Source organism: Magnetococcales bacterium, from assembly GCA_015228815.1.
Classification (GTDB): Bacteria; Pseudomonadota; Magnetococcia; order Magnetococcales; family UBA8363; genus UBA8363.
In genome coordinates this window covers 1-18,609 of the sequence record JADGCV010000020.1, presented here as the reverse complement: position 1 = coordinate 18,609, position 18,609 = coordinate 1, and the positions used below count along the sequence as shown (strand labels likewise).

The 18,609-nt window shown below is 55.3% G+C and carries 17 protein-coding genes; 7 read left to right on the top strand and 10 right to left on the bottom strand.

Annotation, left to right across the window (positions count from 1 at the left end):
• Positions 1 to 7: 7 nt before the first annotated feature.
• A complete protein-coding gene (gene cobT, locus HQL76_09865) occupies positions 8 to 1,036 on the bottom strand; it encodes a nicotinate-nucleotide--dimethylbenzimidazole phosphoribosyltransferase (protein MBF0109471.1) in 1,029 nt (342 codons plus the stop codon).
• A gap of 318 nt (positions 1,037 to 1,354) precedes the next feature.
• Between cobT and HQL76_09860 the strand changes: the two genes are divergently transcribed.
• Positions 1,355 to 2,029, top strand: a complete 675-nt coding sequence (locus HQL76_09860) for a cyclase family protein (protein ID MBF0109470.1) — start codon at positions 1,355 to 1,357, stop codon at positions 2,027 to 2,029.
• A 21-nt stretch (positions 2,030 to 2,050) separates the two neighbouring features.
• Here the strand turns inward: HQL76_09860 and HQL76_09855 are convergent, their stop codons facing one another.
• The 3 genes from HQL76_09855 to HQL76_09845 are packed head-to-tail and all read right to left on the bottom strand — an operon-like array spanning position 2,051 to position 4,774.
• Positions 2,051 to 2,899 carry a hypothetical protein gene (locus tag HQL76_09855; protein MBF0109469.1) on the bottom strand — a complete coding sequence of 283 codons (849 nt, stop codon included), beginning with the start codon at positions 2,897 to 2,899 and terminating at the stop codon, positions 2,051 to 2,053.
• A 5-nt stretch (positions 2,900 to 2,904) separates the two neighbouring features.
• Positions 2,905 to 3,762, bottom strand: a complete 858-nt coding sequence (locus HQL76_09850) for a DMT family transporter (GenBank protein MBF0109468.1) — start codon at positions 3,760 to 3,762, stop codon at positions 2,905 to 2,907.
• 52 nt (positions 3,763 to 3,814) lie between these two features.
• A complete protein-coding gene (locus HQL76_09845) occupies positions 3,815 to 4,774 on the bottom strand; it encodes a GGDEF domain-containing protein (protein ID MBF0109467.1) in 960 nt (319 codons plus the stop codon).
• Between the two features lie 287 nt (positions 4,775 to 5,061).
• On the opposite strand from HQL76_09845, the gene HQL76_09840 reads away from it, so the two are divergent.
• Positions 5,062 to 6,072, top strand: coding sequence for a DnaJ domain-containing protein (locus HQL76_09840; GenBank protein ID MBF0109466.1), 1,011 nt, complete (start codon positions 5,062 to 5,064; stop codon positions 6,070 to 6,072).
• Positions 6,073 to 6,207: 135 nt separating this feature from the next.
• Here HQL76_09840 and HQL76_09835 read toward each other — a convergent pair whose 3' ends face one another.
• The gene (locus tag HQL76_09835; protein ID MBF0109465.1) at positions 6,208 to 7,353 is read right to left on the bottom strand and encodes a HigA family addiction module antidote protein; all 1,146 of its coding nucleotides are present in this window, start codon (positions 7,351 to 7,353) and stop codon (positions 6,208 to 6,210) included.
• Complete coding sequence (locus tag HQL76_09830) at positions 7,346 to 7,690, bottom strand: killer suppression protein (GenBank protein MBF0109464.1); 345 nt, start codon at positions 7,688 to 7,690, stop codon at positions 7,346 to 7,348. The genes HQL76_09835 and HQL76_09830 overlap by 8 nt, the downstream gene beginning before the upstream one ends.
• A 498-nt stretch (positions 7,691 to 8,188) precedes the next feature.
• On the opposite strand from HQL76_09830, the gene HQL76_09825 reads away from it, so the two are divergent.
• Complete coding sequence (locus tag HQL76_09825; GenBank protein ID MBF0109463.1) at positions 8,189 to 8,782, top strand: hypothetical protein; 594 nt, start codon at positions 8,189 to 8,191, stop codon at positions 8,780 to 8,782.
• Between the two features lie 44 nt (positions 8,783 to 8,826).
• Entirely contained in the window at positions 8,827 to 13,347 is a 4,521-nt protein-coding gene (locus HQL76_09820) for a hypothetical protein (GenBank protein ID MBF0109462.1), read from the top strand.
• 54 nt (positions 13,348 to 13,401) lie between these two features.
• On the opposite strand, the gene HQL76_09815 is transcribed toward HQL76_09820, so the two are convergent.
• Complete coding sequence (locus tag HQL76_09815; GenBank protein ID MBF0109461.1) at positions 13,402 to 13,656, bottom strand: hypothetical protein; 255 nt, start codon at positions 13,654 to 13,656, stop codon at positions 13,402 to 13,404.
• Here HQL76_09815 and HQL76_09810 point away from each other — a divergent pair.
• From HQL76_09810 to HQL76_09800, 3 genes are read left to right on the top strand one after another with little or no spacing between them, the layout of a single operon-like run.
• Positions 13,655 to 14,755, top strand: a complete 1,101-nt coding sequence (locus HQL76_09810) for a hypothetical protein (protein ID MBF0109460.1) — start codon at positions 13,655 to 13,657, stop codon at positions 14,753 to 14,755. The genes HQL76_09815 and HQL76_09810 overlap by 2 nt on opposite strands.
• A 15-nt stretch (positions 14,756 to 14,770) precedes the next feature.
• On the top strand, positions 14,771 to 15,013 hold the full coding sequence (locus tag HQL76_09805) for a hypothetical protein (GenBank protein ID MBF0109459.1): 243 nt from the start codon (positions 14,771 to 14,773) through the stop codon (positions 15,011 to 15,013).
• A 45-nt stretch (positions 15,014 to 15,058) separates the two neighbouring features.
• Positions 15,059 to 16,228: an ImmA/IrrE family metallo-endopeptidase gene (locus tag HQL76_09800; protein MBF0109458.1), complete on the top strand. Its 1,170-nt coding sequence runs from the start codon at positions 15,059 to 15,061 to the stop codon at positions 16,226 to 16,228.
• Here HQL76_09800 and HQL76_09795 read toward each other — a convergent pair.
• The 3 genes from HQL76_09795 to HQL76_09785 form a co-directional block, all read right to left on the bottom strand.
• Positions 16,219 to 16,686, bottom strand: a complete 468-nt coding sequence (locus HQL76_09795; GenBank protein ID MBF0109457.1) for a hypothetical protein — start codon at positions 16,684 to 16,686, stop codon at positions 16,219 to 16,221. The two genes, HQL76_09800 and HQL76_09795, sit on opposite strands and share 10 nt — an antisense overlap.
• Positions 16,687 to 17,646: 960 nt before the next feature.
• Positions 17,647 to 18,000: a DUF86 domain-containing protein gene (locus HQL76_09790; protein ID MBF0109456.1), complete on the bottom strand. Its 354-nt coding sequence runs from the start codon at positions 17,998 to 18,000 to the stop codon at positions 17,647 to 17,649.
• A complete protein-coding gene (locus HQL76_09785; protein ID MBF0109455.1) occupies positions 17,990 to 18,277 on the bottom strand; it encodes a nucleotidyltransferase domain-containing protein in 288 nt (95 codons plus the stop codon). The genes HQL76_09790 and HQL76_09785 overlap by 11 nt, the downstream gene beginning before the upstream one ends.
• Positions 18,278 to 18,609 lie beyond the last annotated feature (332 nt).

The window sequence follows — 18,609 nt, the reverse complement described above, 5'->3', positions numbered from 1 at the left end:
GGCAAGATCAATGAAAATAGGAAATTTCACGTTGAAGGAAACTGGCCATGCGCAACAGCGCAAATGCGGCGGTGGCGCCGGTTCCTTCTCCCAGGCTGATGTCCAGGTGCAAAAGAGGCATGACATCCATGGCGCGAATCAAGGGCAACTGTCCCGGCTCGGCGGAGCGGTGGCCAAAAAAAAGCCAGTCCTTGAGCGTTGGATGCAACGAAACCGCTACCAGAGCCGCGGTAGAGGCGGTCAAACCATCGACCAGGGCGGGAATTCCCGATTGACCGCACGTCACGAAGGCCCCGGCAAGGGCGGCGATGTCGAATCCACCCAATCGCCGGACCGTTTGCATCGAGCCGTTGAGTCCGGGCAAATGCAGATCCAGCGCCTGTTGAATGACCTGGGCCTTGCGCGCCATTCCGTCTGGATGAAGGCCGGAACCCGGTCCCGCCACCGATTCGGGTGAGATACCAAGGAGGGCTGCGGCGACCGCGGCGGCTGGGGTGCTTTTGCCAACGCCGATTTCACCGGCGATGATCATGCGCATGCCGTCATTGACGGCACGTTGCACCGCGTCTCGACCGGCCTCCATGGCCAGAGCCAGTTGTTCCTCGTCCATGGCAGGCCGGAAACGAATGTCGTTGGAACCGGGGGCGGCAGGTTGGTTGACCAGTCCTGGGGTATTTTCCGGAGAATGACACATGCCGACGTTGACGATTTCCAACTGCAATCCAAGATGTCGGGCCATGACGGCAATGGCGCTGCGCCCTTTCAGGGCGTTTTCGACCATGGCCAGGGTCATGCTCTGAGAATGGGGCGTCACCCCGGCGGCAGCGACCCCATGATCGGCGGCGAAGAGAAGGATGCGCGCGGGATCGGGGTCGGGCCGGGAGGTACCGTAAAGGCCGGCCAGGCGGATGACAGTCTCTTCGAGCACGCCAAGGGAGCCCGGTGGTTTCTCCATGGTTTCAAGATGTTTTTTCGCCTCTTCCCGTGCTGCGATGCTGGAGGGGCGAACGGGACCATGCAACCAGGATACAGCCACTGCAAGACTCCTTGACTGGACGGCTTTGGGTTCGGAATGTGTCGGAAGTGGTATGAGAATTCCGATCGGTCCAAGAATAGGGCCATTGGCGTTATTTTTCCAGGAACCATGGTCCGGGGACGAAGCGGTCGGCAAATTTAAATGAATGCAACTGAATCGACCCGGTTTCTCTTTTCGACCTGGGCCCTTCGGTGCTTTTGGATACAGGTTGTTCTTTTGTTTGGGTGGCAGTCGCGGATATGGTATGACATTCTATTGAAAATGCCGCTCCCGCAATCATTCGACGGGAGGAAAACCCATGGGAATCCAACTGCCATTATGAAAAAAACACGCTGGGTCCTTTTATCGCACCCGTTGGGCCAGACTGTTCCTGTTTATGGTGATGTGGCGGCACGGCCTGAACGAACGATGGTCAAATCGATCCGAGGCGGCGATACGGCCAATGTTTGCCGCATCGCCCTGGAGAATCATTGGGGGACCCATGTCGATGCCCCGGCCCATTTTTTCGATCAGGGGCCGGGGGTTACCGGGTTTACCGCCGGGGAATGGATTTTCGACAGTCCCTGTCTGATCGACATCGCCTGCGGTCCGGGAGAAATGATCGGCGTCCTGGCGGTTATGGAACATGTGACCAGCGAATGCGATCTGGTTCTTTTCCGGACCGGTTTTCAGCGTTATCGCGGCACGGAGGTCTACAGCATGGACAACCCTGGCGTGGACAAGGAAGTGGGGTTGTGGCTGCGGCACAATCGCCCTGGGGTTCGGGCCTTGGGGATGGATTTCGTATCCCTGACGGCGCGGCGCCATCGACCGGAAGGCCGGGAAAGTCACAGGACCTTTCTTGATCCCCAATCTTCAGGGAGGCCGATTCGGCTGATCGAGGACATGAATCTGGATCATTCCCTTGAAACCTTGTCGCAGGTGATCGTCGCGCCGCTGTGGATGGAAGATATTGACAGTGCCCCCTGTACGGTGTTTGGACGGTTGGGATGAGTGGTCGAAAGCGTGTCTTTATCAAGCGGGTTTGATGTATTGGTTCAAAAGGCGCATCCATCCCTGGGCCATGGAGGCGAAGGCATCGGGGCAGCGTTTTGCCCGATGAGGCGGAATGGTTCCCGCTTGCGCCAGAGGGGCGAAGGTGATGGTGTCGCTGCCGTAGACCCAGCAGACGACCTGGGAAAATCGCTGCTTGTCGATGGTGTGTTCGCTCCAGTAGGCGGCGTTTGTGGTTTTTCTGGCGCCGGTGGCGACGCGGCCCAGGAGGTCGGCGGCGGTCAGGGCGATGCGTCCCCCTCCTTCGACCAGTTCGATGGCCAGAAGCGTGGCCAGGGCATCGGCGGCATCCTCTTCCCGTCCCAGAACGGGGAGATGGAACAGATCGATGAAGGCATGCCCCAGTTCATGGTAGACGACCCATTCGACCACATCCAGGGTTTCGTTCCGCATCGATTCCGCCCTGGAATCGATTGCGATGGGTTGTGTATCCCTCTGGGAACCATGGGACAGAAGGTGGGCAATATCGGCGATGAAGGGATATGGGAGAAGGATTTCCGTTTGTTCCGGATCATACGATGGTCCCTGTCCCTCGCCGAAGCGGATGGTCAGTGGCCGTGGCAGCGTGAAACTGTTTTCCAGGATCCGCACCACCGTTTCCATCCGTTGTGAACTCCGGAGCAGTTCCCAGGCCCAGGTGGCCTTGGCATGACCGGGCGGGTCCATGACCAGGAGAAATCCTCCCCCCGGGGCGGAAAATCCCGGGGCGGGGGCGAGGAAAGCGAAAAACATCGTCAGGAGGGCGATCCAGGGACCCCGTTTTTTTCGCGGAGCATCATTGCGGGACGGCGCGAAACCGCAAAATGGCACGACGGTTATCCTTTGAGTTTGAGAATGGCGACGTTGCTGCCGATGATCACCATGGCGCCAAGCCAGGTATTCCAGGTTGGGAGTTCCCGAAAGAACAGATACCCGATAATCCCAATGAAGATCAACCGAACATAGAAAAATGGGGTGATGAGGGTGGCTGGGGCCATGGAATAGGCATTGATGGTGGCGGCCTGGCTTGATGTGGCGATGCCGGCGGCCAGGATCATGGCGAAGAGATCATGGTTGGTGATCGGTCGCCACACCCATACGGCTACGGGCAGCCAGAAGGCGACCGAAATGAAGCTGTAGGTGGCGATGATGTTGAGTATGGGTTCCGTGGCGGTCAGGCGTTTGACGAGCACCAGGACCAAGGCTTCGAAAAAAGGGCTGCACAGGGCGGCAAGCCAGGCGATTTCCCATGGGTTGGACCCCGGGGGGCTCATCAGGAGAACCCCGGAAAAGCCCATGATCGTCGCCAGACCCGAGGACCGGTCCATGCGTTCATGCAAGAGCGACCAGGCCAGCCCGATGACCCACAGCGGTGTGGTGAAGCCGATGGCCGTCACCAGGGCGAGGGGCAGGTGGGCATAGGCGTAGAAGGCGCTTCCCATGGCGAGAATTCCGGCCATGCCGCGCAGAAGATGCAGCCGGGGATGGTCCGAGATCAGGGACAGGGCAACGCCCCGCCTCAGCAGAAAGGGAAATACCCATATCAGACCGAAAAAAGTACGCAGGAAGACAAGCTGGAAGGGATGGACCTCGGTGCTGACCGCCTTGACGATGGCGGCGACGACGGAAAATCCCAATCCCGCGAACAGCACCAGGATCACGGCGGCGATGCGGCCCCGCTTGAATGGAATCATGGACCGGTCCGCGTCGCGGGGATCATGAATGGAAATTCCTGGAGGGGCAGAATCATTCCTCCGTGTGGTGGTGGCAGCAGCGGTTGCGTCCCTCTTGTTTGGCTCGATAAAGGTTTTGATCGGCGATGCGGATCAGCCCTTCGGGGGTGGAACCGGGATGGGACAGGGCAAGACCGAGAGAAATGGTGATGCCGGGAAGGGGGTGGCCATCCTGGGAAAAAATGTTTTTTTCCATGACCGCCTGCCGGACACGCTCGGCGATCATGATCCCCTCTTCAAGCGAGGTGTCGGCGAGGAGAAAGGCGAACTCCTCGCCACCGTATCGCGCGGCGAAATCGGAGGGACGGATGGAATCGTTCAATACCCGGGCCAGGGCGATCAAGGCCTGGTCTCCGGCCTGATGGCCCTGAGTATCGTTGTAACGCTTGAACAAATCGACATCGATGAGAACCAGCGCCATCGGATGGCCCACCCTTTGGCTGCGGGTGAGAAAGCGTTTGAGCATTTCGTCGAACGACCGGCGGTTGTAGATGCCGGTGAGTCCATCCATGCGGACCAGACCCTCCAGGGTTTCGAGGGTGCGCATTTGTTTTCCGGTCTGGACGTTTCCGGTGATGACCCAGCCGGAAAGGACCAGAAGAAGGTTGCGGGCGATTCTGGGTTCTCGTTCCACCAGGTCCCACAGCAGCGATTGGTCGATCACCGCCAGTTCCGCCCGTTCCATCCCCACGACATAGGCCGAGGAAAGGGTCGCGGCGATGATGGACAGTTCGCCGACCGTTTCTCCGGGATGGACGATTCGGATCGGGTTGTTTCCCGGTTTTTCCAGGTGAATCGACAGTGTTCCGGTGATCAGGAAATAGACCGAATGATTTTCCTGTCCGGGACGGATGAGGATTTCGTGTTCATCGACGGTACGATGGGGACAGGCACGGAGGTCTTCCATGAAAATGTCCCAATCCAGATCCTGGAAAATTTTCGATCGGTTGACGGCAGACGCGAGCGGGTCCATGGTGGTGGTCTCGTTCGAGGTTGAAGTGTGACAAGGGTTCGATCGACGGCATCGTCACGGGTTGCGGGATCATGGCGATGGTCAATTCGGTTTCGGATTGAAACAAGGGGAGGATGATCGTTTTTTTTGTTTCCTTCTTGAAAAAGGCGATATTCAGACCTACCTGCTGGATCGGGACGCTTTCTTGATCCATCATTGATAACACAAATGGGTTGAAACATCGAGTCATCACCCGGTGACTTCTCGAAACATGTGGCCGTCCGAAATCGTGCAAAGGCAGGAAAACCATGATGGATCCAACGCAATTCAAGGATTATTACAAGATTCTTGGCCTGTCTCCCAATGCCGATCAGGGAGAGATCAAGAAAACCTTTCGCCGTCTGGCCCGGGAATTTCATCCCGATGTCAACAAGGCTCCCGAAAGTGAACGTCGCTTCAAGGATATTTCCGCCGCCTACGACATTTTGGGTGATGCGGAAAAGCGTCGGGAATACGATACCTTGTATCAATATATGCAAAACGGTGGTCCCCGTTCCAGGCCGGGTGCCAGGCCGGAGACCCGGGGTCAACAGGGATTTGTTTTTGAATTCGATCCGAGCGGAACGTCTCCCGAGATCGAGGAAATCTTCAATCGATTTTTCGGTCAGAAGGGGATGAACAATCCTTTTTCCCGTGCCCGTTCGGGTGGTTTTCCTTTTTTTGGTGGTGGTCTCGATGGTGACGCATCCTGTTCCCGGTCGCAACGATCCGGTCCTTCCTCGTGTTCCAGCCGGTCCCGGAAACCGGAAACCCGTCTGGAAATCACTCTGGAGGAGGCGTATCAGGGCTGCAAACGATCCATCGACCTTCATACGCCCCAGGGCAACCGCCAGATCCTGGTGACCGTTCCGCCGGGGATGCTCGACGGCCAGACCTTGCGCATTGGCGGGGGTGGTCGTGGCAGTGATTTTCCACAGGGAGAAGTATTGCTTGCCATCTCCATTCTGCCGCACCGGTGGTTTCGATTGTCGGGACGCGATGTGGAACTGGATCTTCCCTTGAGTCCCTGGGAAGCGGCCCTGGGGTGTCAGGTGACTGTTCCCACCCTTGGTGGGCAGGTACGGATGCGCATTCCCGAAAACAGCCAGTCGGGCAAGCGTCTGGCATTGCGGGGCAAGGGTTTGCCCGGTTCACCGCCCGGGGACCAGACGGTCGTTCTGAAAATGGTTATCCCCGAGGCTCGATCCCCGGAACAGATCGAAGCCTATCAACGGTTTTCCAGGGAATTTTCCTTCGATCCGCGCCAGGGATTGTTTTGACGCATGGAACCAGAACGCTACGCGCCGTGATCAAATCATGATCGCTCTTCTGCAGGATGGCAATGCTCCACGATGGTGCGCACAATCTTATCGATGGTTTCGGATGAAATCGCTCCATACCGGATCATGCCGTGGTCATTCGTCAAGGATGGCGTCATTTGTATTTCTCCAACCCGAGTTGTCTTGCCCGGCCTTCTGCCATGTCAATCGACATTTCAGATTATTGCCCCACTTGAAAGCCACAATCTTCTCGTGTTGCAACCGCCCGATGACGATTCCGGGGGCGATTTCCAATGTTTCGGCAAAAGACCTCACCGTGGCCAAGGTGTATGGGTGCTTTTGTTTGAAGGTAGCCCAACGGTCGGCGGGAATGAGAAAATCGGCGGCAAACTGGTTGGCTTCATTCTCCTTCTCTTGATTCATACCCGCAACACCTTCCAGAAACACATCCTTCTTTCCATGCCGCAGGATATGCCCCGCCTCATGGAAAAACGTGAACCACAATTGGTCGTCAGCCTTGTAACGCAGACTGAGTTGAATCAATGCCTTGTTGGGGGTGAGCCATCGGGTTGCGCCAGAGATGCCGGTTTTGGGCAGTTCCGGGACAAAGACCACGGCCACGCCAACTCCAGCGCACAGTTCGATCAGGCGGGGCTGAAAAATCCGTGGCGGCTCTCTGGTCAAATGGCGGGCCTCCGTCAATACATTTTCGAATCCCGCTTTATCGAACGACGCGCATTGGGTTGCCTGCGCCTGAATTTCTCCCTGACGCAACCAGGCAGACACGGCGGTTTCGCTGATCGTTCCATTTCTGGACTGGCGAAAGGCTGCCACGGGGGATCCACTCCAAACAGACTCCCATTGCGCCCGTGAAGCCACGCCAAAGAATCGGAGAATCTCGGCAAGCTGTTCTTTCTTGTCCTGAAATGTCCTGATCCACCCAGCCTCCGCCATCTTCCGAACCGGAATCTGTTTCAGCCATCCAAGATCTTCTTCAAGACGCTTATTGTCGGCCAAACGGGCAATGTCCTGTTCATACAGTTGTTGCAGGTTGTTCCAAAAACTGGCGGAGTGGCCAACCGTGCGTTCCAATTTCAGTGCGGTATCGACCGTGATTGCAGCTTTTCCACGAATGATCTCGTTGATATGTTTGAGTACGATGCCGGTACGTGCCGACAGCTCGGTTTGGTTCATTCCCAGAGCGGAGAGGTACTCCTCCAGGATTTCGCCTGGATGAACGGCATGGTCCGGAACATACTGATTTGCAATCGGCTTATTCATGAGTATCCTCCACACCAATGATCAAAATGGCTGTGACCCGATGCCAGTCGAGCCCACCTTCGGGACGTTGTTCGATGGGAACATTGGCAGGTTCGAAGATCAGGCGATAGGGATGGTCCAGGTCCATGGACAACTGACCGGCCCGATTGCCCTTCAGTTCATGGCAACGCCCCGTGTGTTTTTGGGTCGGCCAGAATTCACCAAGGTGAACCGCCGCACGAATGGCCTTGAGACGGAGGGCAATCAATCGGGCCTGCTTCTCTCCATAGGCTTTTTGCAAGGATTGTTGGCTGTTACACTCTTTTTTCAGCTTCCGGTCGCGAAAAAAAATTTCCATAAAAAGTTTAACCCATCGGGTAAAGGAAATCGACATAAAAAAGTTTAACCCATAAGGTTAAAGAAAATCGATTGAATTGGAAGGTAACCGTTCAGACCCCCCCTGGATTTTTTCCCCTCTCCCTCTGGGAGAGGGGCAGGGGTGAGGGAACCGGCGCTTTGATCAACGGTAATTCCATAGAAAGATCTCGTCACGAAATCAAGCAATTGGAATGGTTCTTCAAGGATCACCACAGCCTTTTGAATGATGGAGTTTCTGTTTCCCCTCACCCCGACCCTCTCCCGGAGGGAGAGGGGGTCTGAACGGTTACATTGGAAGTGCAGGGAGATATTGCAAAATGAAATGGACTTTATCATTCCGATGCGTTATACTGAACAATCTTTTTTTTGCCGTAAGGACATGTCGATCGTCTTTTGACCTCGCGGCTGGAGGTCATTGCCTTGAGGGAGGCCCTCTGAACAGGGCCTCGCGGGCCGACCGTGTGAAGGGGCCTTGAGCGTGAAGGGAATTGTATCGGGGATGGTCTTGAATGGGGACGGTGCGGCAGTCCGGCGAAAGGTCTCTGGCAGGGGGATGGTTGTCCCCTTGATTCTGACCCTGGCATTTTCTGTTGTTTTTCCGGTTGCCGCGGAGATGGCCACGTCGGATCGTATCCTGCCACTCCTTCAGGGATTCGAATGGAATGATCGTCCGGATCGTTTTGTCGCGGTCGGGGAGGGGGCGGACCGGGTGTTGATGGAGATCGCCTCCGACCCCCGATGGCATGGCGTCCTCCGTTTTCGCGCCCTGGCGGTATTGCGCTTTTTTCCCAATGCCGCAGTGGCTTCTTTCCTTGAGACGCTGATCGGACAGAACCCATCCCCAGAGCTGCTGCGCCGCGGACTTGCAGCCTACACCCAGGCTTTTGGCAAAAGCGATCCGGACAGGGTTGCGCAACTTGCCGCGCCACTGCTCCGTCATGACAATGGGCAGATACGATCCCAGGCCGCCGCCACCTTGAAAGAACTGCCCTGGGATGCGCTGTCTCCGTCAACCCGCCTGGCCCTGGAAACCGAACAGTTTCAATCGGCGGAACTTCCTGTCCTCAGGTAACTTTTCTCATGATTCATGGGATTAACTTTTAATGAGGGTGTTTCATGACACACACGTTACGCAAGGCGGCCCTGGCCGCGTGGGCACTTCCATTGTGGATCGCGGCTTCGGGTTGTGGCGGCGGTGGCGGCAGTTCCGATTCCGCCGCTTCATCGACCAGTTTGTCGGGTACCGTCATCGACGGACCGGTCACGGGTTCCACCGTGACCCTGTATGACGCCAACAACAAGGTCATCGGAACGGCGACGAGTGGCACGGATGCAAAATTCAGTATCCCCATTCCGGCGGGAACGACATTTCCGCTGCGGGTCGCGACCTCGGGCGGTACCGATCAGGTGACCGGAGAGACCCCGATGGCCATGGATTCGCTGGTGACCGACGCCACCCAAACCACGGCCAACGTCACCCCCATCACTTCGGTGGTGTATCAGGCGGCAGTGGCCAATGCCGGCAGCCTGGACAAGGTGACGGCGACGACGGTGACCACCGTCAAGGCCGATGTCGTGTCCAAATTCGGTTTTGGGATCGATTCGGAGGATGCCGCCTTCGATCCCATATCCAGTCCCATTACCTCGAACAACATTGCATCGGTCATGAAGTCCTCGGAGGCGATGGCGGAGACGGTCCGGCGCGCGGTCGGATCCAACCCGGAGACCATGGCCAAGGCGTTCCAGGTCATCGGCGAAGACATGGCGGACGGGGCGATGGATGGCAAGAAAAGTGGCGCCACCCTGAGCAAACCCATGCCCACCGGGTTCGACGCCACGACCATGGTTTCGGCGGTAACCCAGCAGAAGGCCCTGGTTGGCATGGAAGTGGTGAACAATACCATGAAGGTGACCAAGGCGGACGGTACGCAACTCACCTCCGACGAGGTCAAGACCCGGTTTTCCCAGTCGATCAACAAGGTCGATTCAAGCCTGAGCCAGAATACGGCCCTGGCCAAGATGGAGGCGGTGCCGGTCTCCGAGAAACTGAAGACCCAGATGACGCTTGATGTTGGAAATGCAAAGAAAGTCATGGAAACCCTGGGGGTGAATACCGCCACCATGACCTCGCTTGAAAGTGCCATCGGCAACCTGGAGGTCGGCAAGACCGGGACGAGCAAGATCGATCCGACCATCGTTTCCCATGTCGAATCATCCGTCAATACCGTCACGGGGGGGATCAGGAACAAAACCTATTCATCGGAGGTGCTCGTTTCGGCGGTTTCGGCGATCGCTCCAGCCAAGCCGGCTGGAAGTTCCACCTCGGGGGGGAGTGGATCTTCGGGCGCTTCGAGCGGTGCCACGGCAACTTCAGGCACGACCGGGGGGGCGACAGGAACATCGGGAGCATCGACCGCGACAGGATCTGGGGGGACGAATGTCGTGACCGGCACGATGAGCGCGGGGGCGCTGATCAATACCGATGTGACGGTCATCATGAAGGACAAGGATGGCGATTCCGTCACCTGCGCAACCTCCGGGGCCACTTATACCTGTAACCTTGACACGATGAAAACCCCCAATCCGCCCTATTTCATTCAGGTGACCGGAAAGGCGGCCAGCAAGGAATTCACCCTCTTTTCCGTGGCCCAGCAGGCGGGGCAGGCCAACGTCAATCCCATGACCAACCTGGTGGTTTCCAACGCCATCGGGGGGGATCCCGCGGCTGTTTTCAGCAATCTGGGAAGTTCCGCGGTTGCCGAGAAGGTTGCCAAAATCGATACGCCTGCCGAACTCGAAGCCAAGGTGAACGAATTCAAGGGAACCTTTCTCAAGACGATGGAGGACCAGGGATATTCCGGCGCCCAGGTCGATCCCTTCGCGGCGAAGATCGAGCAGGGCAAGGGATTGGACAAGGTATTCGATGGCGTTCAGATTTCCGTCAACGCCGCCGGGGGCTATCAGGTGATCGACAAACTTAAACTTGTCGCCGAGGGTGAAAAGAAAGCCACCCTTCTCAGTGGCAGCGTGGCGACGCTCGATGTGACCAAGGCGGTCATCGACACCAGCAAAATAAGTTCGGGATCGGTTGATTTCACCGATCCTTCGCTCAAGAAGAAACTGGCCCATGCCCTGACCTTGGGCAACAAGGTGAGTGTCGTTGATACCAAATCCAAGGGTGCCTCCGCCAAGGGGACGACCACGCGGTCGGCGCCGTGGAATCGCGCCCTGCGGACGGCCAGTGCCACCGAGATGGAAGCGATCAGTCCGGTTTCCGATTTCTACATGGATGAGCCCAATGTGTTCGTCAGCGAGCGCTCGGGCGAGGCGCTCAAGACGGTGAACGAAATTTTGTGTTCCATCGGTCAGACCCGTTATGACAGGATGCTCAATCTGGGGCCTTACAAGTCCCAGTTGGACTTGTCCAAATGCAGTGCTGACAAAAAGGATGCCTCCAAGGCGGGCAAGGGGGCCCAGAATCAATCCTCCGGGGCGGGCGCTCCGGAATTTGAAACCTGGATTGTCGATTCCCAACGTGACAGTGACGAGGTGCCGCAGATTGTCAAGGTGTGGGTGGACGATGGCGATGGCGGGGACGAGGAACCGGATGGAAACGGGGATTTGATTTATGCCTACACCCAAATCGACAAGGGGGCGAGCGCGACCAATCCCTATGGCGTATTTAACATGGATTTCAAGGGGGTCGCCAAGGGGGACGATGGCAGGCCGACCCTGGTGGAGACGACGCGGGGATCCATGGATGTCGAAGAGACGGCGGACAACCGCGTCAAGGTGACATTCATGGACCAATACAAGCACCATGAGGATACGGTTACCGAAAAGGTGATCCTTGTCCGTTCCGCCGATGGCAAGGGGGGAACGGGGAGTGTCGATTTTACCGAACCGCAGTGGGATGAATCGGCGCAGAAGATGACCTTGAAGAATCAGGTTTTTCACTTTGCGTTTGATGAAAACTGGTTTTTGCGCCAGGATGATTCGGGGGCCGAAAGGGCGTGTCTGTCCCGCAATGCCTACAAGGTCGATGTCTGGAGCTATGGTCTCTATCATCTTTCCCCCCCGCCCGTCGGAGCGACCACGACCTGGGCGCCGGGCGATCATGTCGAAGTCAATTCAGGGTTCCCCATCAGCTATACCGATGCCAGCGGCAAGGAATGGCACGGATGGGTTGGTTATCATGGCCCGTGGTTTCCCGGCGATGTGGCGATTGCCAACGGGGCCTCGGTCACCAAACAGGTGTTCGAACGCACGGGCGTTCAGGAATCGCCTTATACCCTGTTCCGCGCCGGCGGCAAACTGATTCGCCATACCAAGGTGGCGCAGACCCTGGCGGACATAAAAAATATTCCGTTGCAATACAGCGAGGAAAACAAGACGACCGGGATGCGTACCGAATACACGGTCGAATGGAATGGGACCCAGTTCATCAAGAAGGCAAAACTCAATCAAACCAACTGGTTTTTTGAAAAACTGACACCGGAACAACCGATGGAACTGACCACCCTGCCCTGGGATGGTTTGCAGTTCTGGGGCGAGGCCCTTGGCGGCAATGTCCGGGTCAAGCTGGATGGTTGCGTCAATTCGAAACAGAGTCAATGGCAGGAAGTGGAGACATTATACGCCGCCAACAATGCCGATGCCGCACGGATCAAGGAACAGGCGATCATCAACGATACCTCTGGCGATACCTGGTCCTGTTCCGCCGCCGACACCACCTCTGTCATTTTCAATCGTGAGGAGATGATCCAACCGGGGACTGCCTCGTTCGATGCGGTACCTTCGAGTCTTTTGTGTGGTGAGTCCTGTCCCAACCCTGAAAAAATCTCCGCCACCGATGCTTCCAGTCCCTTTCTTGACAACAAGGAAATGGGCGGTGAAGGGACCACGACCGATCTCAGTCAAAAGTTCTATACGTTTACCTTCGACAAGACCGCCATGGAATTGAAATACAATGGCGCAAGTGTCGTGGGCTCGACGAATAATGCGATGTATCAGTTCGGGATTCACAGCGGTCCCCTGTTTGAAAACACCAGTACCAACCTTGATGCCATCAAATGTGATTGGGACAAGAATTTCATTTGTCCCTGGCAGGCCTGGGACCGTCTGGATGTCTTTTACACCTGGGAAACCGGCCCGAACGATTGGAACAAATATGCGGCGCTCAAGGATTCCAGCGGCAATTTCCTGAAATTCGATCCGCCATTGGTCGTGAGCTACAGCCATTCCTGGAGTGCCGACAGCACTGCCAAATACAGTCTAAACTATGAGGGAGCGGGCAATTTGCAGGGGATTCCGGGGCGTTGTGTCGGGTTTGGCAGTGATGAGGAGATCACCTGTGGTCCGGAGTCGCGGTGGGTACCCGACTTTTCCATCGATACCGGGGCGGTGGTTGCGGACAAGGATGGAAATACCTATCTTGTCAAGGCCTTGGACCTGGAAGAACGGATGCTCAAGGACGATGCCGGCTGTACAGCGCTTTCCATCGAGAAACAGGTCTTTCCGGCGACCGTGTCCTGGATGGGAGAGGTTGATCCGGCGACCCGGCTGGGTGATCCGGGCGCTCTGACCGGTCTTCCCGAGGCCCCTGCCGTGATCAATGGCATGTTGCAGGCGCGGTAGTCGATTGGCGTGGGGATTCCCGTCCGGCAACGTGTCTGGGCGGGAGTCCTTGTTTCAATAGGACAAAGGGGTGGGATGGATGCCGGGTGCATGGGACGGGTCTGGCCGGGTGGAGTGCAAATCCGGGCGTTTGCTGATCGGCGGCCTGTTGGCGATGGGCTTGATGATTTTGGGCGGATGTGGTGGCGGGGGGGCGGAGGGATCCGGGTCATCGGGATCATCGACCTCCGCAACCACAAGCACGAGCATTACCAGTGCCACGAGCGGATCCACGGCGTCTTCCACGACGACCGCGCGCAGCGGCAACATGGTTGCAACCACCGTGGGACCGGGGATCGTTGCGGTATCCCTGGGAGGCAACAGCGACATTTCCTTTTCCAGGGAGGGAACGAATTATCTTTCGTCGGTGATGACTTTCGACGGTTCCGCGGTGGCGGCCCTGGCAGGGTCACGGACCAATGCCCGGAGCGATTCATTGGCTCCGGTTTCCTTGCTTCTCCATCTGAGCGGAACCAGTGTCGGAGAGGGTGCGGTTTCGTTCCAGTCGGTGACCAATTCCAGAGGGGAAACGCTGGATCTCTCCCAGCAACCGTGCGTGACCTACTATTGTCCCGTGCTCATCCCCCGCACCCCTTCCATGATCGGTGTGGATTCTGTCTGGAGCTTTCGTCTTCAAAGCGCCATGGCCAATCCGGACAATTTCACCGTGTCGGTTACCATGCGTTCGGGTGCGACTCCGGGAGCGGATACCCGTCTGATCGTTGCCCCCTATTGGGTCCGGGGAACGCGGGGCGCCACGGACGACATTGAAAAGGCGTTGGCGAACCTTGTGGCCATTTATGCAAAGAATGACCTGATCGTCGAACTGCGTGCCATGACGGTGATCGACGATCCCCGGTTCGAGGTGCTTGATCTTGATTTTACCCATCCGGTGACGGCGGAACTGGTTTCGCGTGGGGCTGTCGATGCGATCAACATTTTTTTCGTCGATGATTTTACCGATTATGGCGCTCTGGGCATTGCTGCCGCCATTCCCGGTTCGATGGGGATGACGGGTGGCTTCAACGGTATCCTGATCGGCCTGGCGCCGCATCGAGTCGCGGGGCGGGTGGATACCGATTTTCTCGGGGAGACGGCGGCTCATGAGATGGGGCATTTTCTGGGGTTGTTTCATACCAGTGAATCGACCGGCACCCCCCAGGATCCTCTGGACGATACGCCCGAATGTCTCCCTTTCATGGACGTCAATGCCTCGGGAACCCTGGAATTGGAAGAATGTGCCGGGGCCGGGGCGGATAATCTGATGTTTTGGACGCCGTTTACCTCGTGGGGCGGGGTGCGGTCGGCGCAGGAGGTATTGACGCCGGATCAAAGAACGGTTCTACGATACGCTCCTGTTGCTCGATAGGCAGGGTGGTGTGGTATGCTTTCCTGTAAATATGTCAAGACGCTTAAAACCTTCGGTTTTGATGAAAAACAGGCCGAGGCTTTGGCCGAAGCCCAGACGGACCTCCTGGATCATGTCGAAGCCTCTCTTCTCAAGGAGTTGGCTACCAAGAGAGATATTGCTGAACTCAAAGCCGAGACCATCAAGTGGATGTTCGGCATCGCCGCTGGACAGGCAATGTTTATTATCGCCATTCTCAAGATGTTCCCTGCGCATTGATTCAATCCGTTTGGTATCCCTTCCAGTTTCGGGACAAAATGAAAAATGAACCTGAAAGAGCTTCGCCAAACCATCCTTGGATTTCGTCTGGAAACGGTTCACCGGTACACGGGGATTCCCCTGGATCGGCTTGAACGCATCGAGAATGGAGAAGCGCCGGATATTGCAGAGATCGAATCGATGGCGTTGGTGTATGGTATTTCCCCGGAGGTTCTTGCCGAAGATCCAATCCGCGTTTTGCCGCAAGATGGCGTTCATCTTTTGGCACGAAACAATGAATTCCAGGAATGGAATGAGCATATTCGTCATGGCATCGTCAAGATTCACAATGCGGCAAAAGATTTGGCCCGGCTTCGGTCGATGGTTCCCGCGGATGGTGACCGGGTCCGGCCTGGAGCGGATCTGCCTCCCTTGCCCGTAATCAACAACAATTCTCCGCCCTGGCAGCAAGGGCGTGAATTGGCGCAGGCATTCAGAACATATTTTTGTCTTGGGGAAGAACCTTTACCGTCTGTTCGTGATTTGGCACTGGATGTTATCACTGTCACATTGTTGTACTGCAAATTGGGTGCGGATGGGCCTGCCGGATTAACCTTTGCCAATTCTCAGGAAGGGGCGGTCCTGGCGCTCAATATGGATGGAAAAAACACCAATCCGACTGCCAGGCGCGTGAGTTTGGCTCATGAACTTTGTCACTATTGGATCGATTGGCGCCGTCCTGATCCTCTGGCGACGCTATCCGGGTATCTTTCCGACCGGAAGAAGGAGATTGAACAACGCGCCAATGCATTCGCCATTCGTCTTTTGTGTCCGGAATCGGTGGTTCAACGTCACCTTGACAAAAGCAATGATGCTGAAAAAACTGCCGAATATCTGATCAAGGAATTTGGTTTGCCGTATAGTGCGGCGAGAAATTATCTATCGCATACTTGTGGCAGAACCATTCCAGTTCGACCAGTGCCAGGTTTGCGCGTTGGTATTGATCAATGCTGGCAGGACTGTGAGGCCCCGGCAGGTGTTGCCGATTTCCCGCTTCCCGAGGTTTCGGTGGAACGCCGCACGTTTGTTGCTCGGCATGCGGCCTATCTGTACGCGGAGCGTCATATTCAAAGGGATTTCTTTGCCGAGATGTTGGGTGTGCCTCCGAGTGCGGCATTGGAAATGGTCTTGGACTTTTTCGACACAGACCCCCCGATGTTGCCGGATCACGCATGAATGGCCTGGGTATCCTCCTCGATTCGGATGTTTTCCATTGTTTGCGGAATCTTTCCATCCTGGAACTTCTGTGCCGCACGGATGCGCTGTCGGTAATGATGACGAGTTATATTGCGCATCATGAATTGAGAGATGTCGCCAAGGAAATAACGTCGTTGGTGGAAAACGGTTGTCTGACAATCGTCCAGGTTTTCGCAGGGACAGACGAATACAAGGAATATCGACGTTTGATCCAAAATGGTGTGCATAAGGGCGAGGCCGAGGCGATTGCCTGGATCACGGGGCAGCCCAAAGGTCAAAGACCCGCATTTATTTCCAATGATAAAGGCGCCCGAACCGCTGCGGAACAGAAACGCCTGGAAGTTGGGGATGTCCTGGATCTTCTCGTGTGCCTTGTGCGCTTCGGTGCTGTGACTCGGGAAGAAGGACGACGGTTGACCTGTTCCTGGGACGACCACCCAAACGCTTTCTGTCGTCCGAGGGACTATACTAATTTCGATGCGCTATTTCAGATCAGGAATTCCCATCCTCGTTTGAAGCGGTGCGACTCTTCGGGCCTGCCAAGTGATGTGCAAACGGGATAACCTTACGACTCGATCTGCCTCTATCAAGTCTTTGATGACGACGTCTCCTGCCGCATTTAGTACATCAGACGAAACATGAAATATCTTTCAGTCAAAGTATGATATGGTGCCCTTCCATGTTTTTATTTTATTAAGATATTTGCAATCAATACCACTCTGTTCCGATAGTTTTTCCCACCTCAGGGGGCCAATTTTCCCGCGAACATAGAAATGTTCAATATTATATCCAGAGGAGTCAAGGCCATCAATTCGTATTGTAAGAGTTTTCATATCCTTGGTGCAGTTGATCACTTTTATAATTCCTGATATGGTACAGTACCCATAATTATTTGAAATTAATTTAATTCCCAATTCATCAAGAACGATATTGTTTGATTCACAAATATAATCAAAAGAGAAACAATTTATTGGCAGAAAGAAAATAAAAATGGTTATTAATATTAAGGTACATTTCCTGCGAGTGGTAATCAATAAATTTATGGAGTATTTATTATTTTTCATTGGGTCAGATTGCCTTTCGAAACGTTCTATTGCCCGTCTGCCCGGACATTGTGCCGTCTTGAATGCCGTAATGCAAGACTTGACCCTTATTTTGACAATGATAAAGGTACACGAACCGCCGCAGAACAGAAAAGCCTGGAGGTTGGGGATGTCGCGGCGCGGCTCAAACAGGCTGGATCACGAGGCCATCGCGCAATTCGGGTTCGAACCAGGTCGATTTGCGGTCACAGGATGGGGTCAGGTCTTGCATTGCGACAGAATGTCAGAATGAATGCAGAATGGGATCATGTCTTGAATTGTGACAGAATGGGGTCAGGTCTTGCATTTCCCTCCTCACAGGGCGCGCTGGGTTGTTCCCTTTCCAAGTCTTCTTTCCAAAAGTTGGATCAACGACGGAAGATCCTGTTTGACCGTCTCCCACACCAGGGCGTAGTCCACACTATCGTATTCATGGATCATTAAATTCCGCATGGACACCATGGCACGCCAGGGTAACTCTGGCAATGAGGCACGGCCCTGCTCAGTTAATCGCCTGGATGCCTCTCCGATAATCTCCAGTCGCCGTACTATCGCATCCTGCGTGCGCACATCTGTGACGAAACCCGCCTTGTCGGTTCCTTCCAAATATTCAACGGCCAGCTTCGCGGAGGTCAGCATGTCGATCAGGTAGCCCGTATCACGATCCATAGACGCGCTCTGCGGACTCCAGGATGGCTTGACGGCGGTGAAAATTCCGACTGGATTCAATCCCCCTGCGGCTTACCAGATCCACTTCTCGTCCGAACATCCCCTTCAACTCATCCCGCATGTCGGCAAAGTCAAAGAGGGTCCAATGGGTATCGTCTGCAAAGGAGACCAAAATATCGACGTCGCTGCTGCCCGAAAATTCCTTCCGCAGCACAGAACCGAACAGGGAAAATTCCGTGATCTTCCAGCGTTCACAGAAAGCCCTGATGGATGACATGGGAAACCGATCAGCATCAATTGGCATGATTCATCTCTGTATTTCAGTCGCTTCGGGCTGATAACCGTTCAGCTCTTCCTCCCCCCCCTACATTAAGCCGCACCCAGCTTGAAATACATAGTTATAAAATTATCGAAAGAAAAAAGGGGTTTGGGGGACTTTTCCTCTCAAGGTTTTGACTATAAACAAAAAGCTTCATTCTCCGTTTTTGAATTTGCTCTTGAACTTAAATAAAAAGAAAAAATGAAGTTTTTTATTTAAACCGCACCTATTTTGGGATACGTAGTTTTTCGACTTCGGGATCCAGGGAATTTTTCACCCACAATCGATCT

What these genes read in the sequence shown, in the direction of transcription:
- HQL76_09860 (MBF0109470.1), top strand. Translation starts at nt 1,355, where the DNA reads ATGAAAAAAACACGCTGGGTCCTTTTATCGCACCCGTTGGGCCAGACT.
- HQL76_09850 (MBF0109468.1), bottom strand. Translation starts at nt 3,762, where the DNA reads ATGATTCCATTCAAGCGGGGCCGCATCGCCGCCGTGATCCTGGTGCTG.
- HQL76_09845 (MBF0109467.1), bottom strand. Translation starts at nt 4,774, where the DNA reads ATGGACCCGCTCGCGTCTGCCGTCAACCGATCGAAAATTTTCCAGGAT.
- HQL76_09840 (MBF0109466.1), top strand. Translation starts at nt 5,062, where the DNA reads ATGATGGATCCAACGCAATTCAAGGATTATTACAAGATTCTTGGCCTG.
- HQL76_09835 (MBF0109465.1), bottom strand. Translation starts at nt 7,353, where the DNA reads ATGAATAAGCCGATTGCAAATCAGTATGTTCCGGACCATGCCGTTCAT.
- HQL76_09830 (MBF0109464.1), bottom strand. Translation starts at nt 7,690, where the DNA reads ATGGAAATTTTTTTTCGCGACCGGAAGCTGAAAAAAGAGTGTAACAGC.
- HQL76_09820 (MBF0109462.1), top strand. Translation starts at nt 8,827, where the DNA reads ATGACACACACGTTACGCAAGGCGGCCCTGGCCGCGTGGGCACTTCCA.
- HQL76_09810 (MBF0109460.1), top strand. Translation starts at nt 13,655, where the DNA reads ATGGTTGCAACCACCGTGGGACCGGGGATCGTTGCGGTATCCCTGGGA.
- HQL76_09815 (MBF0109461.1), bottom strand. Translation starts at nt 13,656, where the DNA reads ATGTTGCCGCTGCGCGCGGTCGTCGTGGAAGACGCCGTGGATCCGCTC.
- HQL76_09805 (MBF0109459.1), top strand. Translation starts at nt 14,771, where the DNA reads ATGCTTTCCTGTAAATATGTCAAGACGCTTAAAACCTTCGGTTTTGAT.
- HQL76_09800 (MBF0109458.1), top strand. Translation starts at nt 15,059, where the DNA reads ATGAACCTGAAAGAGCTTCGCCAAACCATCCTTGGATTTCGTCTGGAA.
- HQL76_09790 (MBF0109456.1), bottom strand. Translation starts at nt 18,000, where the DNA reads ATGGATCGTGATACGGGCTACCTGATCGACATGCTGACCTCCGCGAAG.
- HQL76_09785 (MBF0109455.1), bottom strand. Translation starts at nt 18,277, where the DNA reads ATGTCATCCATCAGGGCTTTCTGTGAACGCTGGAAGATCACGGAATTT.